Origin of the sequence: Motiliproteus coralliicola, from assembly GCF_003345655.1 — a bacterium.
Taxonomy (GTDB): domain Bacteria; phylum Pseudomonadota; class Gammaproteobacteria; order Pseudomonadales; family Balneatricaceae; genus Motiliproteus; species Motiliproteus coralliicola.
In genome coordinates this window covers 363,636-381,772 of the sequence record NZ_QQOH01000004.1, presented here as the reverse complement: position 1 = coordinate 381,772, position 18,137 = coordinate 363,636, and the positions used below count along the sequence as shown (strand labels likewise).

The 18,137-nt window shown below is 56.2% G+C and carries 20 protein-coding genes; 3 read left to right on the top strand and 17 right to left on the bottom strand.

Features of this window, described 5'->3' with window-relative positions; all coding sequences use genetic code 11:
* The first annotated feature begins 139 nt into the window (after nt 1–139).
* Complete coding sequence (gene mmsA / locus DV711_RS15750) at nt 140–1,669, top strand: CoA-acylating methylmalonate-semialdehyde dehydrogenase (protein ID WP_114696670.1); 1,530 nt, start codon at nt 140–142, stop codon at nt 1,667–1,669.
* A gap of 79 nt (nt 1,670–1,748) precedes the next feature.
* On the opposite strand, the gene panC is transcribed toward mmsA, so the two are convergent.
* From panC to DV711_RS15725, 5 genes are all read right to left on the bottom strand, one after another.
* A complete protein-coding gene (gene panC, locus DV711_RS15745) occupies nt 1,749–2,609 on the bottom strand; it encodes a pantoate--beta-alanine ligase (protein WP_114696669.1) in 861 nt (286 codons plus the stop codon).
* A 211-nt stretch (nt 2,610–2,820) separates the two neighbouring features.
* The gene (locus tag DV711_RS15740; RefSeq protein WP_114696668.1) at nt 2,821–3,441 is read right to left on the bottom strand and encodes a LysE family translocator; all 621 of its coding nucleotides are present in this window, start codon (nt 3,439–3,441) and stop codon (nt 2,821–2,823) included.
* Between the two features lie 41 nt (nt 3,442–3,482).
* A complete protein-coding gene (locus DV711_RS15735; protein ID WP_114696667.1) occupies nt 3,483–3,932 on the bottom strand; it encodes a GNAT family N-acetyltransferase in 450 nt (149 codons plus the stop codon).
* A gap of 10 nt (nt 3,933–3,942) precedes the next feature.
* Nucleotides 3,943–4,668: a GNAT family N-acetyltransferase gene (locus tag DV711_RS15730; RefSeq protein WP_114696666.1), complete on the bottom strand. Its 726-nt coding sequence runs from the start codon at nt 4,666–4,668 to the stop codon at nt 3,943–3,945.
* A complete protein-coding gene (locus DV711_RS15725) occupies nt 4,665–5,435 on the bottom strand; it encodes a GNAT family N-acetyltransferase (protein ID WP_165840136.1) in 771 nt (256 codons plus the stop codon). Before DV711_RS15725 ends, DV711_RS15730 begins: the two co-directional genes overlap by 4 nt.
* Nucleotides 5,436–5,536: 101 nt before the next feature.
* Here DV711_RS15725 and pdxR point away from each other — a divergent pair, with 101 nt between their 5' ends.
* Nucleotides 5,537–6,970, top strand: a complete 1,434-nt coding sequence (pdxR, locus tag DV711_RS15720; protein ID WP_114696664.1) for a MocR-like pyridoxine biosynthesis transcription factor PdxR — start codon at nt 5,537–5,539, stop codon at nt 6,968–6,970.
* Here pdxR and DV711_RS15715 read toward each other — a convergent pair.
* From DV711_RS15715 to DV711_RS15665, 11 genes are all read right to left on the bottom strand, one after another.
* A complete protein-coding gene (locus DV711_RS15715) occupies nt 6,967–8,250 on the bottom strand; it encodes a sensor histidine kinase (protein WP_114696663.1) in 1,284 nt (427 codons plus the stop codon). The two genes, pdxR and DV711_RS15715, sit on opposite strands and share 4 nt — an antisense overlap.
* Entirely contained in the window at nt 8,247–8,942 is a 696-nt protein-coding gene (locus tag DV711_RS15710; RefSeq protein ID WP_114696662.1) for a response regulator transcription factor, read from the bottom strand. The genes DV711_RS15715 and DV711_RS15710 overlap by 4 nt, the downstream gene beginning before the upstream one ends.
* 48 nt (nt 8,943–8,990) lie before the next feature.
* Nucleotides 8,991–9,551 carry a cytochrome b gene (locus DV711_RS15705; RefSeq protein ID WP_114696661.1) on the bottom strand — a complete coding sequence of 187 codons (561 nt, stop codon included), beginning with the start codon at nt 9,549–9,551 and terminating at the stop codon, nt 8,991–8,993.
* Between the two features lie 150 nt (nt 9,552–9,701).
* The gene (locus DV711_RS15700; RefSeq protein WP_114696660.1) at nt 9,702–10,373 is read right to left on the bottom strand and encodes a transmembrane anchor protein; all 672 of its coding nucleotides are present in this window, start codon (nt 10,371–10,373) and stop codon (nt 9,702–9,704) included.
* An 11-nt stretch (nt 10,374–10,384) separates the two neighbouring features.
* On the bottom strand, nt 10,385–11,116 hold the full coding sequence (locus tag DV711_RS15695) for a HupE/UreJ family protein (protein ID WP_114696659.1): 732 nt from the start codon (nt 11,114–11,116) through the stop codon (nt 10,385–10,387).
* Nucleotides 11,117–11,159: 43 nt separating this feature from the next.
* Nucleotides 11,160–11,495, bottom strand: coding sequence for a hypothetical protein (locus tag DV711_RS15690; protein WP_133297471.1), 336 nt, complete (start codon nt 11,493–11,495; stop codon nt 11,160–11,162).
* 80 nt (nt 11,496–11,575) lie between these two features.
* Nucleotides 11,576–12,235, bottom strand: a complete 660-nt coding sequence (locus DV711_RS15685; RefSeq protein WP_114696657.1) for an alpha/beta hydrolase — start codon at nt 12,233–12,235, stop codon at nt 11,576–11,578.
* Between the two features lie 64 nt (nt 12,236–12,299).
* The gene (arsJ, locus tag DV711_RS15680) at nt 12,300–13,586 is read right to left on the bottom strand and encodes an organoarsenical effux MFS transporter ArsJ (RefSeq protein WP_114696656.1); all 1,287 of its coding nucleotides are present in this window, start codon (nt 13,584–13,586) and stop codon (nt 12,300–12,302) included.
* A gap of 2 nt (nt 13,587–13,588) precedes the next feature.
* Entirely contained in the window at nt 13,589–14,596 is a 1,008-nt protein-coding gene (locus DV711_RS15675; protein ID WP_114696655.1) for an ArsJ-associated glyceraldehyde-3-phosphate dehydrogenase, read from the bottom strand.
* A complete protein-coding gene (gene arsB, locus DV711_RS15670) occupies nt 14,593–15,696 on the bottom strand; it encodes an ACR3 family arsenite efflux transporter (protein WP_114696654.1) in 1,104 nt (367 codons plus the stop codon). The genes DV711_RS15675 and arsB overlap by 4 nt, the downstream gene beginning before the upstream one ends.
* Before the next feature lie 15 nt (nt 15,697–15,711).
* Nucleotides 15,712–16,059, bottom strand: coding sequence for an ArsR/SmtB family transcription factor (locus DV711_RS15665; protein ID WP_207802657.1), 348 nt, complete (start codon nt 16,057–16,059; stop codon nt 15,712–15,714).
* Between the two features lie 127 nt (nt 16,060–16,186).
* On the opposite strand from DV711_RS15665, the gene DV711_RS15660 reads away from it, so the two are divergent.
* The gene (locus DV711_RS15660) at nt 16,187–16,642 is read left to right on the top strand and encodes a potassium channel family protein (protein WP_114696652.1); all 456 of its coding nucleotides are present in this window, start codon (nt 16,187–16,189) and stop codon (nt 16,640–16,642) included.
* A 205-nt stretch (nt 16,643–16,847) separates the two neighbouring features.
* Here the strand turns inward: DV711_RS15660 and DV711_RS15655 are convergent, their stop codons facing one another.
* Nucleotides 16,848–18,113 carry a hypothetical protein gene (locus DV711_RS15655; RefSeq protein ID WP_114696651.1) on the bottom strand — a complete coding sequence of 422 codons (1,266 nt, stop codon included), beginning with the start codon at nt 18,111–18,113 and terminating at the stop codon, nt 16,848–16,850.
* Nucleotides 18,114–18,137 lie beyond the last annotated feature (24 nt).

The following is an 18,137-nucleotide window of genomic DNA, read 5'->3' as shown; positions in this document are numbered from 1 at the left end:
CTAAGGCCTTGCCTACTGGCGACCCTATAGTGATCCCACGGTAAACATCCCCGCGTGATCCACCAACCGGAAACCACCAAAGGAAACCACCAACAACCCGATTAATTGTTACTAACAAGAACCAAACAGGACCCAACCCATGAGCTCTTACATCAAAATCAAAAATCACATCAATGGTCAGTGGCTGGACGAAACCAACGGCCAGTACGAACCGCTGAAAAACCCATCCACCGGCGCCGTGATCGGTGAAGTACCGCTGTCTTCGGTTGAGACCTCCCGTGCCGCCGTTGCCGCCGCGGCCGAGGCCTTCCCCGAGTGGAGCGCCACCCCGCTGCCGAAGCGGATGGACTACATCTTCAAGATGCAGCAGGCGATGAAAGACAACCTGGAGATGCTGGCCGAAGCGATCGCGCTGGACCAGGCCAAGCATATCGCCGAAGCCCGTGGTGAAGTGGGTCGTGTGATCGAGATCCTGCAGATGGCCTGCACCATTCCGGCCCTGATCCAGGGTGAGACCGTTCAGGGTATCGCCAACAACATCAACGGCCGCCTGATCAAGGCGCCGCTGGGAGTATTCTGCGGCGTGGCGCCGTTCAACTTCCCGGCCCTGGTGTTCGGCTGGTTTATTCCGTTTGCGATCGGCACCGGCAACACCTTCGTTTACAAGCCGTCCACCGAATCCCCGCTGTTTATGCAGAAGATGATGCAGCTGCTGGTTGATATCGGTCTGCCGGATGGTGTCGTCAACATCGTTCACGGCGATCGTGAGTCCGTTGAAGCCTGGTACGACGATGACAATGTCGCCGGCGTCTGTCTGGTGGGTTCCACTCCGACCGCCAAGGCGATCGCCGAGGGCTGTGGCCGCAGCGGCAAGAAGACCATGTTGCTGGGTGGCGCCAAGAACTTCCTGGTGGCGATGGAAGATGCGCCGATGGATCTGATGATCGAGAACATCCTGATGTCCGGCTATGGTTCTGCCGGTCAACGCTGCCTGGCGGTGTCCAACATCGCGGTGGTTTCCGAGATCTACGACGAGTTTGTCGAGCGCCTGCTGGAAGCCTCCAAGGACGTCACCGTCGGCGATGCGATGAATCCTGACGTATTCATGGGTCCGGTGATCTCCGCCAAGGCCAAGCAGCGGATCGAGAACTACATCGAGATCGGCCAGAAAGAGGGCGCCACCCTGGCGCTGGACGGCCGTAATCCCAATGTCGGCGCTGCCAACAAAGACGGCTACTTCGTTGGCCCGACCGTGTTCACCGATGTGACCCCATGCATGCAGATCGCCCGCGAAGAGATCTTCGGCCCGGTACTGAGCGTGATGAAGGTTGGCTGCATCAACGGTGCACTGCGGATGATCAAGAACCACGAGATGGGCAACGGTGCGGTGATCTTCACCCAGAACAGCTACTACACCGAGAAGTTCATCAACGAGGCCGACGTCGGCATGGTCGGTGTTAACGTCGGTATCTGTGCGCCGCATCCCTACCTGCCGTTTGGCGGCATCAAGGGCTCGCTGGTCGGTAACAACAAGGTTCAAGGCAAAGATGCGGTCGACTTCTTTACCCAGAACAAGGTTGCCACCGTGCGTGTGGTCGATCCGAAGGCCGGTCAGGCCGCCCCGGCAGCCGCCGGCGACTCCAACGTTCGCAGCTGCGTTGCTTCCTAAGCTTCAGCTACGCAGCATTGCCAACAGCGGATAACTAAAACGCGCCTTCGGGCGCGTTTTTTGTTTCCGGCTCAGCCGACTAGGCCAAGGGTGAAATACGAAAGGCGATATTGTCGATCAAGCGGGTGCCGTCGAGTTTGGCAGCAGCAAGAATCGCCAGTTCGCGGTCGCTTTCAGAGGCTGGTTGCAGGCTCTGCTGCTGACAGATATGAAAATAGTCCGGCTCAAACCCCTCGGCCGCCAACGCCTGATTGGCCCGTTGCTGCAAGGCCGGATAATCTCTCGCCCCCTGCTCGATCTGCTCTCGAACCTCGCTAAGCAGCCGGTACAGGTAAGCCGCCCTTTCTCTACCGGCATCGCTCAGATAGCCGTTTCGCGAACTCATCGCCAAGCCGGATGGCTCCCGGATGGTGGGCACACCTTCGATCACAACCGGCAACGACAGATCTTTCACCACCTGGCGAATAATCGTCAGTTGCTGGCGATCCTTCTCACCGAAAAAGGCCCGGGTCGGCAGCACCATGCAGAGCAGTTTGACCACCACTGTCGCCACGCCTTTGAAGAAGTGAGGCCGGGTGATACCACAGTGCATCTGCGATAGCGTCGGCAGATCGACCTGAGTCTCGATCCGTTGACCCTCGGGATACATCTCAGCCACCGTGGGGGCAAACAGGATATCGCAACCCTGCTGCTCCAGTTTGGCCCTGTCTTCGGCCAGCGTTCTCGGATAGGTATCCAGGTCTTCCCCGGCGGCAAACTGCAGCGGGTTAACAAAGATGCTGACCACCACCAGATCACAGCTATCGCCCGCCTTCTCGACCAAGCTGAGGTGACCTTGGTGAAGGTTGCCCATAGTGGGCACAAAGCCAATCGTCTTTCCGCTTTCGCGAGCCGATTGCAGCACGGATTGCAGCGATTCAACCGTATTGAGAACACGCATCTGACTAGTTCCGACAAGATAAACCGGCCATCATAGCGCTGTTTCGGTGGAATCAAAGTACCAACGGTAAGCAGGATTAAATACCTGCGGTGATGGGTACATCAGAATCCGGTGATGGATAATGGGAAATGAGTTATCTCGATTAAGGGTAAGATTCCTAGACAACGATAATGCATCGCTCCCAACAGGGCGCTCAGTTAAAGCGCGCCACTCAGTCAGGAATAGAAAGCAGCATCGGCAACACAAAGACCACCATCAACCCAGCAAACAATCCCCGCAGTCTTTGCTGACCAGCCGGGCTGCTGATCAATCGTCCCAGCCACAGACCCAGTAGCAGCCACCCACTCGTTACCAACAGCGAGGCCAGCAATGCTACCGCCTCGAGCAAGAGCACCGACTGCCACAGACTCGGCATCGGCGGCAGGTAGTTGCTGATCAGCAACATAAACACGGCGTAGGCTTTGGGATTGAGGATGTTCATCAGTATCCCCGAACGAAAACCGAACGTCGCTTGGTTCATCTGACCATCCTCCTGTCTGTCAGCCAGGTTGTTTCCGCTGGACAGCATCCGTAACGCCATCAACAACACGAAAGCCCCACCGACTGCTTGCATCGTCAGGCGTGCCTCAGGCCAACGGTTGAGCAACGCCAACACCCCGGCACTGGTTAACAATCCGGTCAACTGCGCTCCGCAGATCAGCCCCGCAACCAGCGGCAACCCCTGCTTCCAGGAATGCTGAGCACCGGTAGCCGCCAGCGCCATGGCCGCCGGTCCGGGTGAGCCAATCAACAAGATCGACATCCCGGCCAGTAACAGAATCGGCTCCAACATTTCACCCTCTCGGTTTGATTCTCATCCAACTAGAGCGACCATCACTCGATATTGAGTTGGTAGGTCAACCAGGGTGTCTTAGCTGCAACACGGTCGTAGACCGCCCGGCCCCGATAGTTATCCTCGGCGGTGATCCAACGCACGAAGGGCCACCCCTGTACCTGTGCTTCCTGATTCAGGCGTTCGAACAACCGCTCGACCACCCCTTGGCCTCGGCAGGATGGCTCGATATAGAGATCATCCAGAAATCCCACCATCGCTCCCCGGATGGGCGACGGCATCTCGCGGTAATGCATCAGACCAACGCCCCGACCCTGCTCATCTTTGGCGATCAGCGCGAAAAAACGGCTGGTCGGATCAAAGATCCACTGCCACACGAGATCCAGCGTCTGTGATTCCATCGGCATCCGGTAGAAATCGGCATAGCCCTGATAAAGTGCCTCCCAGCTCTGACGATCATCGGGATGCAATGCTGATACGTTGATAGTCATCTCGCTCTCCTCAATCCAAGAATGCCTGCAGGCGTTGTTGCTGCTCACCGTTAGCGTCGAAGTTCTGTGGTGCCAACCATTGCTCGAACGCTGACTTCAGACGCGGCCATTCCGAATCCAAAATCGAGAACCAGGCGGTATCACGATTGCGCCCCTTGTAGATTGTGGCCTGACGGAACACCCCTTCGAACTGAAAACCGAGCCGCTTCGCCGCCTGGCGAGATGGTTCATTGAGGCTGTCGCACTTCCACTCGTAACGACGGTAACCCAGCTCGTCGAATACCCGCCGCATCATCAAATACATCGTCTCGGTTGCCAGTGCGGTGCGCTGTAGCCGAGGGGAAAAATGGATATGCCCCACTTCAATCACACCGACGGCAGGCTCGATACGCAGGTAACTGGCCATTCCCACCGGCTGATCGGTAGCGTTATCGATGATGCAGTAGAACAACGGGTCCTCACCCTGACATTGCTGCTGCAGCCACCGCTCAAAACTGTCGAAGTCTTCAAAGGGGCCGTAGGGCATATAGGTCCAGTTACGGCCGTCGCTATCCGCACCGAATGCCTCGAACAGTGCCCCGGCATGCTGTGGCTGCAACGGTTCGACCCGGCAGTAGCGCCCACTCATCGTGGTTCTGGGTGGACGGGGTCTTGGGCTCCAGTTGTCCAGGGCAGGACCGATCGGCTGCTTGAGATCGTTGATCCGTTGCTGACTACACCATTGCTCACTACTCATCGCTCATCTCCTGTTTGATGGCGCTCCCAGGCATCCCCATCACGCTGCTGCATCAATGCACTGAGCGATTCGATCGCCTGTCCCTGCTCGTCAAAATTATCATCCGCCAACCAATAATCGATCAGCTCCCTGACCACCGGCCACTCGTTATCGAGAATCGAGTACCAGGCCGTATCCCGGTTCTTGCCTTTAAAGATAAGGTGGTTGTAGAAGATGCCTTCAAACCGGAACCCCAGCCGCCGGGCCGCTGACCGGGAGCGTTGGTTCAACGCATTGCAGCGCCACTGCATCCGCCGATAGCCCAATTGCGACATCGGATAATCCATCGCCAGAAACAAGGCTTCGGTGGCGCCCCGCGTCCGTTGCAGCTCCGGTCCAAACCAGATGTTGCCAATCTCGGCGACACCATTGATCGCATTCAGATCCATCAGCGTGATCTGACCACAACGCTTTCCGGTTGCATGGCAGCGGATACTGTAGAAGATCGGATCAAAGCTGGCGGCTTGCGCCTTCAAGGTTTGCTTGTAGGCCTCCACGGAGGGCCAGGGGCCGTAGGCCAGATAATCCCAGATCGCCAGGCCTTCCGGGGTGCAGTGACCCGCCTCGAAGAGTTCGTCGGCATCACGCTCGGCATCCTGGGGCTCCAGCGTGACCCAGCGACCGACTATCGGCGCACGCGCCGGTAGCAACGCGGGAGGTGGATTATTCACCACGCTGCCGGACAGCGGACGGGGATAGATCGCTTCCTGAGAGGTTTGCAACGACATAGCCATATCTCCAAACAGATCGTTGTGCTCGAGATACTGATAGTGCGCCAGCTTTGGTCTATTCTTAATATCCAAAAACAGACAATTTAAGCAGACCAATTTTGAAAAGTAAGGCTTGGCTGGGATTTGAAATCAGCCGCGATAACGACCTCCCGCTGTACGAGCAGATCTGTAACGCGCTACGCCAGCAGGCCATCCGCGGCGATCTGCCACCGCAGACCCGACTGCCGCCGACCCGCAGCCTGGCGGTGGAACTCGGAGTCTCCCGCTCCACCGTGATCAATGCCTACGAACAGCTGGTGGCCGAGGGGTACCTGACCAGCTTACCGGGCTCGGGGTATAGCCTATCCGGCGCTGGCGGGGTGGAGCTGTTGCCGCCAAGCCATCAGGATAATCAGCACAAATCTAAGACCGCTGCAGCACTCGATACAGAAGCTGCCGAAAGCCTCAACGTACCGCGTCCCCCCTACGGCGCCTCGCTACCGGATATGGATCTGTTCCCCCACAAACCCTGGGCCCGTACCGTCGCCCAGATCTGCCGCCGGGATCCTCGAAGCCTGACCATCAATACCGATCCGCGGGGAAACCCCGAACTGCGAGCCGCCATCGCCCGCCACCTGGCAGACTGGCGGGGCATCCAGACCAACCCAAGCCAAATTTTCATCACCGCTGGCGCCATCGACGCGCTGGAGCTTTGCCTACGAACACTCTGCCGTCAGGGTGATCCGATCGCGCTGGAAAACCCCGGTTACCTGCCGCTGCGCCAGTTCGTGCAGAGCCTTGGTCTGACACCAAGCTATCTGCCGTTGGACACACAGGGTGCCACGCTGCCTAAATCCCAGGATCGCAGTCGGATCGCCGTGCTAACCCCCTCCCACCAGTATCCAATGGGAGGCACCATGTCACCGGAGCGCCGTAGCCGCTTTATCCAATGGGCTCAGGCCCATCGGGGCTGGTTGATCGAAGATGATTACGACAGCGAATTCCGCTTTGCCGGTCGACCAATTCCGGCCCTGGCCGGATTCGATCCGCACCGCACCCTATACATCGGCAGCTTCTCGAAGATTCTCTCCTCCAACCTGCGACTGGGTTATCTGGTGGTTCCGGATAAACTGATCGAGCCCTGCCTGCAGACCCTGAGCCGGTTTGGCAGCAAGGCCAGCCTGATGCCGCAGCGACCGCTGGCTGAGTTTATCGATAACGGTGAGTTCTACCGTCACCTACGACGGATGCGGCGGATCTACAACGAGCGGCGCCAGTACCTGATTGGCCGCCTATCAACGGAGTTCAGTTGCTACGGGACAGTATTGGATCACCAGGCCGGCATGCAGCTGGTGTTTGTGATGAACCCGCCCTTTGACGACCAACAACTGGCCGAGCAGTTACAGCAGCAAGGTATGATGCTGACCGCCCTATCCAGTTACTACGCCGGCAAGGCCGAACAGCGGGGGCTGATATTTGGCTACAGCGGACTCGACATCGATGACTTAGGTTCACAGCTGGATGCGCTGCAGCTGCTTCTGCGACCGGGTTAAGCACCAGCGCCAGGGGTTGAATCGTCAAACCGGATTTGGGCAATAAACCGATTCTGCTCTGATCGTCGGCAATCACAACGCCAGCGGATCTGTTCACACAGCTGGGTGGCGATCTCCAGCCCGAAGCCAAAGTGCTCACTCTGCTCGACCCGCAGCTGATCAATATCGTTACTGAGCTGCAAGCCATGTTTATCCAACGCGATGCTCAGGGTACCGGCGGCGTAACCAAAACCGTTTCGAAGCAAGGTCGATAGGATCAACGTTACCGCCTTGGGGTTAAGCTGTCGGACCACCCTCGGCTCAATCCGGGTTTCAACCCGGATACGGTCATAGCCATCGATCGCCTGGTATTTCTCCAACAGATCGGACAACAGCGCGCTGAGGTCCAACGCTTCGACCTCATCCCAATCCAGCTGCTGTCGAGACAACAGCAGGAAGGTTTGGATCACCTCCTCCATCTGCTGATTGGCGTCTGAAATCCGGCCGATAACCTTGGTACGAATCGCCTCAGCCCGTTCGACATCCTCACTACGTCGGCAGGCGTGCCACAGATTCAGCGACGATTTAACCACCGCCACCGGGGTTCGCAGTTCGTGACTGGCATAGCCGGAGAACCGGCGTTCGCGATCCAGACTGCGGCGCACACGCTCCAGGGTATCGGCATAGGCGCGACTTATATCGCCAAACTCATCCTGACGAGCCAGCGGCACCAACGAGGGGTTGTCCGGATCCGTGGCATCGATCCGGGCTTTTAGGGTGCGTACCGGCAGGGAGAGCTGACGGGACAGCAGCAGGCCAATCAGGATTCCCAGTAATGAAACCCCCAGCACCGCCAACTCGATAGTCAGCAGAATCTCATCCTGATGCCGATTGATGGCGTGGGAATCGCTGTCATTGTGGATCAACAGATAGCGCGGACCCTCGATAGCGTCTGACTCCTGCCCCGGAAGTGGCGGTAGAACCCCACTGATGACATGCTCCTGGTCGAGATAATATTCATGGTAGCCGGGTTCCAAGGCGCGATAGGGAGCTTCGATCGGATCACGACCGCTGACCAGCACCCTGATCTGAAAGGCGCCATCGCCGGACAGGAACTGACCGGTTTGGCGGTAGTGGTCGACAAAGGACTGCTCAAAATTGTACAGCAACGCCCGTCGAACCTGATCGTCGACCTCGTACAGACTGTCATAAAGAAACATCCCAAAGGCGACGCTGAGAAACAAGCTGAAAGCCGCGAATACAACCGCCACCCGATGGTGGAAATAGTTCAGCAGTTTCATAGCCCCTCCGTGCCTCGGAGCCGGTAGCCTCGACCGTGAACCGTCTCCAGGCAGGGGTGATCAAAGGGTTTATCGATCATCCGACGCAGCTGATAGATATGAGTCTTGAGCGCATCGCTGTCGGGCAGCTCCTCCCCCCAGATCTCACTCTCCAGCTGGTGACGGCTAACCACCGACGGTGCCTGGCTGATCAAATACTGAAGGATCTTGGTTTGGATCTTATTCAAACGGATGGTCTGATCCTGCCGGGTCAGGCAGCCCTGTTCGGTATCCAGGCACAGCTCGCCAAACTTCAGTTGCCCCAGATCCCGACGGCTGCCTCGCAATGCCAACACCTCGATCCGACAGAACAGCTCCTCGATATCGAACGGTTTGGTCAGATAATCGTCGCCGCCGGCACGAAAGCCTTCCAGTTTATGGGTCAGCTCCACCTTGGCGGTCAAAAAGATCACCGGGGTTGGACAGAGCAGTTCGGCCCGCAAGCGTCGGCAGGTTTCATAGCCATCGATACCCGGCAGCATCACATCGAGCACGATCACATCGAGCACGATCACATCGAATTGATCCTGCTCCAGCAGGCTCAGACACTGCTTGCCGGACCCGGCATAGTCGACCTGGTGGCCCAACAGCTCACAGTAATCGACCAGGTTGCCCGCCAGCGAGGCATTGTCTTCAACAATCAGGATCTTCATCGCTCCTCCCCGCTGCGGTATCGGTGTTGGTAGCGCAACCGTCATCGATCAACGCGGTGCCAACCCTAGCATCCGGCGCAAGGTTTCGTCCTTATCGACAAAATGATGCTTCAGGGCGCCAACGATATGCAATCCGATCGCCAACGGCAGAACATCCGCCCCCAGTTCATGAATCCCCTCGCCCAACTGCTGCAGCGGCTCGGACAGCATGATCACTTCGCCGGGGTTGGCCGGATCCAGCGACTCCGGGTACAGCATCAAGCCGAACACATGCAGGCCATGACCTACCGCGATTGCCATCAGAATACCCGACAGCGGCATCAACAGCGTTGCCAGCAACAGCAACCAATGGACCAGCTTGCCGCTCAGATGCTCAAATCGAGTGTAGTTGCCAGCGGGCTCAGGCCAACCGTTGCGGTAGCGCCAGACCAGTCGGGGAATGACCAACAGCAACAGCAACACCCCCAGCGAGATATGCAGATCGAACAGCTGATGCAGTTCGAACTCCTCCATGATGATGCCCAGTGCGGTTAGAAAGATCATCGCCACCGCGATGATCCAGTGCAGTTTGACGGTGACAGCGGAAAGCCGCTCTTTGGTATCGGTCATGTTGTTCTCCTGACAGGCTCTTAGGCCGGTTCTACTCATCGAATGGCAAGCAGCTTAAGGAGAGAGAGGTGAAATAGGAGTGAACAAATTAGATGCTGTTTGATATGGAAAGAACGGCTGCCCCTCGCGAATAAGAGGCAGCCGTTAGGGTTAGATGACCCGCTTCATCGCCAGAAAGTCACCTTCAACCTCGAGGGTCAGAGTCACCGCTTTGTCGGTACGGTTACGCCAGAACCAGCCGTGCTGTCCATCAAACACCGCCGTCAGACTGCCTTGCTGTCCGGGCTGAAAGCGACCCTTTTCATAGGTGTGTGATGAGCCTTTGGTTCTGTCGGCATGGGTGTTGTAATTCAAGGAGCCGCCGTTGGCACTCCATCGAAACTTCACCGTATCGCCCTGCTTCATCTCCAGCTTTATCTCCGCAGGTTCACCCGGACCCAAGATCAAGCGCAGGCTATCTCGCTTTTTTTCCGGTAGTTCGGTAATGGGCAACGGCTCGATTGCCGCCGCAACGGGTGTGGCAGGAGCCACCGTAACAGGTGCGGCAGGAGACTCCGCCAGAGCCTGTACAGCAGGAGGGGCAGAATCGATCGTTTGCTTGGCGCGGTCGGCAGCAGCCTCTTCGGCTAATTGAACCTTGATGATTCCCATCTGGGTCAAATTCAACTTCCAACCGATGCCGGTTGGATCGATGCCATATTCCGCCGGTAGAACGACCGTAACCAATATAGCGGCGGCCGCGATCATAGCCAGCAACGTAGAACGTAACAGCTGCAACGAAGATGGCAGCTGGGCCTGAGAAGGCAATTCTGAATTAAACATGGTGTATTCCTCTAAGAACTCAGTGTGTATCCGGTCAGCTGGTAACCCATCAATAGAAAACCCAGTGACATCATCAGAACGTTGGCGGCATAGGCATGACGCCAGAAACTGCGGGTGCGACGCCAGTACCCCATCAAGATCAGGATCATGCTCAACGCCAGCAATTGGCCGATCTCCACGCCGACATTAAAAGCCAACAGATTAGGGATCAGGCCATCGGCGGCGATCTCAAACTCCTGGATTTTTGCTGCCAGGCCGAAGCCATGGATCAACCCGAACAGCAGCGTCGCCGCTCGGGTATCGGGCTGATAACCAAGCCAGCGCCGATAGGCCCCCAGATTGTCTAGTGCCTTGTAGACCACCGAGAAACCGATCACCGCATCGATCAGGTAGGGACTGATATCGATACCCTGGAGCACACCGAACAGCAGAGTGACCGAATGGCCCACGGCGAACAGCGTCACGTAGAGACCGACATCCTTGAGCCGGTAGAGGAAGAAAATTACGCCGAGCAGAAACAACAGGTGGTCGTACCCTGTCACCATATGCTTGGCACCCAGATAGATAAAAGGCAGCAGCATCATGCCACTGCTCTCCTGAATAAAGCCCTTGTCACCCTCGGTGACACCATGGGCTATGGCGACATCGATGCTAGACAGGCTCAGTAGTATCACCAGCAACATCGAGCGCATAGGACTGGCGCGCAGCAGCGCAGCCGGCCCGTAACAGCCGTTAATTTTCATGAAGAAAACCTTCTTAAGCTAAATAATTTGTAGAAACAGAGAGTTAGCTAAAGAAACGTGGAGGGCGTTCGAATCGAAACAGAGGTGGAATGGGGTGTCCAGCTTGCACGACAAGCGGGCGGGCATGGACAGGCTGATAGGGTGAGATCACCGGTTGCGGCACCGAGGCATTCTCATGGGTATGGTCGGGAGTACCCGGCGGGTGGCGATGCTCAATACCCAAGCTAGCATGACTTTGAGCCGTTTGGTGCTGATGGTCCGTATGGATCTCGGTTGAGTCAGCTGACGACACCACCGTCAGCGAGTGAAGCCTGATCGTCTGACTGAACTGATGGGAACCCCAGACCAGCAGCATCAGCGCCAGTAAGGAGAAAGCCATCAGTTTTGTCCGGTTCAGTGTCATCGCTATATCGTAGTTGTAAGATCCTGTCAGCTCAGATTAAGAATCGAAGGCGAAGTTCAATCCAACCGCGTTCGAATCCAGTCGGCGATCGCCTCGATCTGCGGCGGGCAGACCGCATGTTCCATCGGATAACTTTGGTAACTGACCTCGAACTCATCGGCCTGCAATCGCTGCAGGGCTTTCTGCCCCAACGACTCCGGCACCACCGGGTCCAGAGTGCCGTGCTGCACCAGCACCGGTAGCTGACGGTTGGCCTCATTTAGCTCGATCGAGTCGGCGGTGGCGTAGTAGGTCGACATCGCCAGCAACCCTCCCAGGGGCTTGTCGAAGCTCAGGGCCGTTTCATAGGCAACCGCCCCACCCTGGGAAAAGCCAGCCAGCAGGATCCGGCGGCTATCGATGCCGCGCTCAATCTCACGCTCGATCAACTTGCGGATCTCGGCCGCCGAAGCGCGCAGCTGAGTCTCGTCGATGCGGCGATCCAGGGTCATCTCCAGAATGTCGTACCAAGCCGGCATCACCCAGCCGTTGTTGATCGTGACCGGGATCGAAGGTGCGTGGGGGAAGATAAAGCGCACCGCCAGCGATTCGGGCAGCCGCAGCTCCGGCACGATCGGGGCGAAGTCATTGCCATCGGCGCCCAGCCCATGCAACCAGATGACCGCGGCAGTCGCGGGTTGGGCGGGTTCGATCTCGATCGCGGGCAGATAAGGCATAGCGGACTCCGATAACTGGCTGGACGGCTTAGTCGCCAGGGGCTAACAATAAAACCGCGACAGTCTACCCTATTTCCGCCACCGACGGCCGGTGTTTCGGCAACGCCAGCGAGATCACGGCAGCCAGCAGCACAAAGCCACTGGAAACCCACAAACACACTTCCAGCCCATAGGCCTGGAACAGCCAACCCGACAGCACCGTGCCCAACAGGCGCCCCATCGCATTGGCCATGTAGTAGAAGCCGACATCCAGCGATACACCGTCCTCATCGGCATAGCTGACGATCAGAAAACTGTGCAGTGACGAGTTGACCGCAAACAGCAGACCGAACAGCAGCAAGCCGACAACCAGCAGGGTCGAAATATCCAACCAGTCGGCCCCCAGACCAACCGCAATCAGCGCCGGTAAGGCTGCCAAGGCCAGCGCCCAGACGCAGGCATCACGGCCGTCTGGAACATGACCACGGCGGCGGCCGGTCAAACGTGGTGCAAAGGCCTGCACCACCCCATAGCCGATCACCCATAGCGCCAGAAAAGCCCCGACCCGGGTGTGTTCCCAACCCAACTGCGCCGCCAGAAACACCGGCAACGCCACCACAAACCAGACGTCCCGGGCACCAAACAGGAACAACCGGGCGGCCGACAGATTGTTGACCGCCGGACTCTTGGAGAAGATATCGCTGAACTTGGCCTTGTTCTTGGCCTTGCCCAGGTCCCGCTTGAGCAAAATCAGCGAACCGAGCAGCACCAGTGCCAGCACCGACGCCATCGCCAACATCGCCGACTGGAACCCAAGCCAGGCCAGCAGCGCCCCCCCGAGGAAGAAGCCGACCCCTTTGAGGGTGTTCTTCGAACCGGTCAGCAACGCCACCCAGCGATACAAGCGGCTGTCGCCGCCACTACCTTCGCCAGAACCCGCCAGCAGCTTGATGCTGCTCTTGGCGCTCATCTTATTCAGATCTTTGGCGATCCCCGACAGCGCCTGAGCCGCCATCACATAGGCCACGCTGAGCCAGTCCGACGGCACCGCCAGCATCAGCAGTGCCACCACCTGCAGCGCCAGACCGATGTTCATGGTGCGGTTCAGGCCGATCCGAGCACCCAGCCAGCCGCCGACCAGGTTGGTGACCACGCCGAAGAACTCGTAGAACAGGAACAGCATCGCAATCGCCAGCGGCGAGTAACCCAGCTGGTGGAAATGCAGCACCACCAGCATCCGCAGGGCACCGTCGGTCAGGGTAAAACCCCAATAGTTTCCGGTAACCAGCAGGTACTGGCGCAACAGCCTTTTATCCAGTGCTTCGGTATCCCGAGTTTCGGCGCTATCGATGCGGTTACTGCTGTCCGACATCCTTACAGACCCATCTCCGCCAGCTTACGGGCCAGTTCTGCAGAGCGGTTGGCATAACCCATTTCGTTATCGTACCAAGCGTACAGTTTCACCAGAGTGCCGTTAACGACCCGGGTAAAGTCGGCATCGAGGACCCCGGAACGGGGGTCGCTGCGGTAGTCGATCGACACCAGCGGGCGCTCTTCATAGCCGAAAATACCCGCCAGCTCGCCTTCGGCAGCCTGCTTGAACAGCCCATTGATCTCTTCGGCAGTGGTCGGCTTGTCGACCTCAAACTGGGCATCGGTGATCGACGCGTTCGCCAGCGGGACCCGAACCGCGTGACCATCCAGGCGCCCTTTCAGCTCCGGATAGATCTCCATGATCGCGGTGGCCGAACCGGTGGTCGTCGGAATCAACGACATTCCGCAGGCCCGGGCGCGACGCAGATCCTTATGGGGCTGATCCAGAATACTCTGGGTGTTGGTGATATCGTGGATGGTGGTAAACGCACCATGGCGGATCCCCAAGGCCTCGTGAACCACCTTAACCATCGGCGCCAGGCAGTTGGTGGTGCAGGACGCGGCGGTGACGATCGGGTATTTGGCCGGATCGTAGAGGTGATCGTTGACCCCCAGCACCACATTCAGCACACTCGGTTCTTTCACCGGACAGGTCACCACCACCCGTTTCACGCCCTGGTCCAGATAAGCCTGCAGCAACTCACTGCTGCGGTACATACCACTGGCCTCGATTACCAGGTCGCAGCCGGACCAGTCGGTCGATTGAATATCGCGATTGCGGTTCAGCGCCACCGATTGACCCTCGATCAGCAGGCCACGTTCGTCGCTGCCGGCCTCGTGACGCCAAGTACCGTGTACCGAGTCAAAGTTAAGCAGGTGCGCCATGGTCGCCGCATCCCCGCCCGGGTCGTTGATCTGCACAAATTCCAGTTCCGGCCAGTCCCAGGCGCTGCGAATAATCAGTCGCCCCATCCGACCTAAGCCGTTGATACCTACCTTGATACTCATGATGTTGCCTCCTGTTTAATCGTAATGGCCAAGCTGTCACTCTCAGATGCCGCCTGTTGGTTGGTTGCCGAGTTCAGACCAGAATCAGGGAACCAGTGTCGGGTGCGATTGACGAACGCCACCAGCGACAACATCACCGGCACCTCGACCAGCACCCCGACCACCGTCGCCAAGGCCGCGCCCGAATGCAGTCCGAACAGCGAGATTGCCACCGCCACGGCCAGTTCAAAAAAGTTGGATGTGCCGATCAGGCAGGCCGGTGCGGCGATCCGATGGGGCAGTTGCCAGCGTTTGGCCCAGAAATAGGCCAGTGCGAAGATGGCGTAGGTCTGGATCAACAGCGGGATCGCTATCAGCAGTATAGTTTGCGGCTGAGTCAGGATGGTGTCGGCCTGGAACCCGAACAGCAGTACCACGGTGGCCAACAGGCCGATCACCGACCAGGGTTTAAGCTGGGCGACAAAACCGGACAGCGCCGACTCACCGCCGCGCTTCAGCAGCCGCCGCCGACTGAAAATCCCTGCCAGCAGTGGCACCACCACATAAAGCACCGTCGACAGTGCCAGCGTCTGCCAGGGTACTTCGACATCACTGATGCCCAACAGAAAAGCGGCGATCGGTGCGAACGCGAAGATCATAATCAGATCGTTGATCGACACCTGCACCAGGGTGTAGTTGGGGTCACCCTTGGTCAGCTGACTCCAGACAAACACCATCGCGGTACAGGGTGCAACGCCGAGCAGGATCATCCCGGCGATATATTCGCCGGCGGTCTGGGCATCGAACCAGTCGGCAAACAGCACTCGGAAAAACAGCCAGCCCAGCGCCGCCATCGTGAATGGCTTGATCAGCCAGTTGACCACCAGTGTCAGCACCAACCCCTTGGGACGCTTGCCCACGTCGCGCACCGCAGCAAAGTCGATCTGCAGCATCATCGGGTAGATCATCACCCAGATAAACAGCGCCACCACCAGATTGACGTGGGCAATCTCCAGCTTGGCGATCAGTTCAAAAATCAGCGGAAAGGTATTACCCACCGACACCCCCACCAGGATGCACAGCCCGACCCAAACCGATAAAAATCGCTCGAAAAGTCCCATGTTGTATTCTCCAATTTAACAGCAGATCGACTGCCGTTCAGGACGATCGCCCATCGCCTGCAGACTGGCCAGATCCGCCTCCAACTGGCAAGCGCAGGCCGGCGCCACTGCCGCCAACACCTGCTCGATCCAGTCATTGAGCTCGGGATTGAGACGGTAGAAGATCCACTGCCCCTGGCGACTGTCCAGCAGCAGCTTGGCATTGCGCAGCAGCGCCAGGTGACGGGAAACTTTCGGTTGCGACAGTTCCAGCGCCGCACCCAGCTCGCAGACACAGAGCTCGCCTTCGGCCCGAATCAACAACAGCGTCCGCAACCGGGTCGGATCGGCCAGGCATTTGAAGATCGCGCAGGGCTCATCCATCATGTTTACCTATGGATATCTAAATATACGCATAAGCATATATATTAAACCCCATCTGTAAAGCCCTAATCCGGTCTGAACTCTTTCCGTCGGTTAGACTCAGACAAGATCAAATCGAGGAGGGACTATGAAGAACGCCATCTACAAGGTTGATCACTACGGCGTGCGCAATTACCGCACCGGCTTTCTAACCCTGATTAGCGTCGGGCTGCTGTATCTGATCATCGCCCTGCTGTCGGGCCTACTGTTGATGTTCGAACGGGCCGCTCCCGGCGCCAATATCACCAGCTTCGGCGACGCCTTCTGGACCCTGCAGATGAGCGCCAGCACCATCGGCTTCGGCGATTTCTATCCGGTCTCGCTGGGCGGGCGTACGGTAGTGGCGGTGATGTTCTACATCGGCGTCGGACTGGTCGGTTTTATCGGCGCCATCATCGCCGATCGGGTGCTGGGCTTTGCCGACACCAGCATCAAGAACCGTGAACTTCGGCACCAGAACGCCGAAATCCTGGCCCACAACCAGCTGCTGGAGCAGAAACTTGATCGGTTGATCGAGCGATTGGGACGTGAAATGAAACCCTGATAATGCAATGGCTCAACCCGGAAACATCTACCTGAAGGGAAGGTGGTATTGGATGGAGGGCCAAGGTATTGCAACTACTACTACAAAGACCGGCTTGCTCAATACAAAAATGAGCCGGCTACTTGCAAGAAGAAAACATAGAGAAGATCTAACCCAAACTGTAAATTTAACTCAGCTTGGGCTAGCGAAACCTATAATTCATGATTCAGTTTTCTTTATTAATCCTTTTTTGATACTCCGCTTTTTGATATAGAAGTTGTAGAGATTGTATACTCTTTTCATCTAGGTTTTTAAGTACTTCCAGCTCTTCTGTATCTTTAAAAAACGCACAAAGGGGCTGCATGGCAAATGCTGTATTATTTTTATCTTTAAAGACTACAATTTCACTAAGCCAGCGATAACCGAGAGCTCCTTCTTTTTGGCATAGAATAAGCCTATCATTAATAGAAGCTTCGCTGTATGTACGATAAGGAACATGAATCTTTCGCTTTATACTGTCGTTGGTCCAGTCTTCAGTATAAAGGTAATAGCTGGTACGCCTCCTAGTGCTAACCTTCTTCTTTTCTAAGATTGATACTTCATAAGCTATCGGTTGTGATCTGTCATATTCTAAATTAATATGTCTCAGCTCAGCATGGACAGTCATAAGACTACCAATTCCTCCCAAGAGCAACACTTCAAATAAGACCAAATGCGTCTTAGCGCTGCGACCTAACAAAATAAAAGTCATGGCAAGTAATAATAGTAATACTCCCACTCCAACTATAATTGTATGATCAGTTAGCAAGGGCCCGTCTACTATAAATTCTCGATCAGAAAATCTAAGTAGCTGTAGTTGAATATAGCCGTTTATTGCTAATGCTGTACTGATGCCAAGAAGGATGGCCGGCTTATACAGATGCGGGGTTTTCCATAATGGTTTAGCTTTGCCCGGTATCAAATCTATCTGTCCTGATAGTTTCCGAAGTAATGGTACAAGCTCAAGCGATAGTTTCTTTACATCTTGTTGATCAAACTCACTATGGCTGCCTAGTTTTACCCATAGAGAACCGGAATTATGCCTTATTTGGTCCACGAAAAATGTGTAGCCATTGACCGCAGAAAATATATTTAAAACTGCAGATATAAGCTCATCATTTTTCGACATTTGATCATGAAGGCTAGTACTGTCCGAAGCTATAAAAACTAAGTCATCAAACTCTTTATTACCTACTTGATACTCAACTATCAAACCAATCGACTTGCATAACCTATCCACCCATCCCTCACGTTTAAATATATAATCAAACCGCTTGTTTGCATCGATTCCTATCAGGACTCCTGTATTTCTATATTTTGATCGCAGCATCTTAAATTTATACGGCGTATCTTTAATTTTATGACTCTCTCCCTTCCATGAAGCATTAATTTTCTTATACGTAAAGAAAATAGAAAAAGAAACCAAGCTAATAATGCCAAAAGAAAACCACATCAATCACGCTCCATCGTAATTACT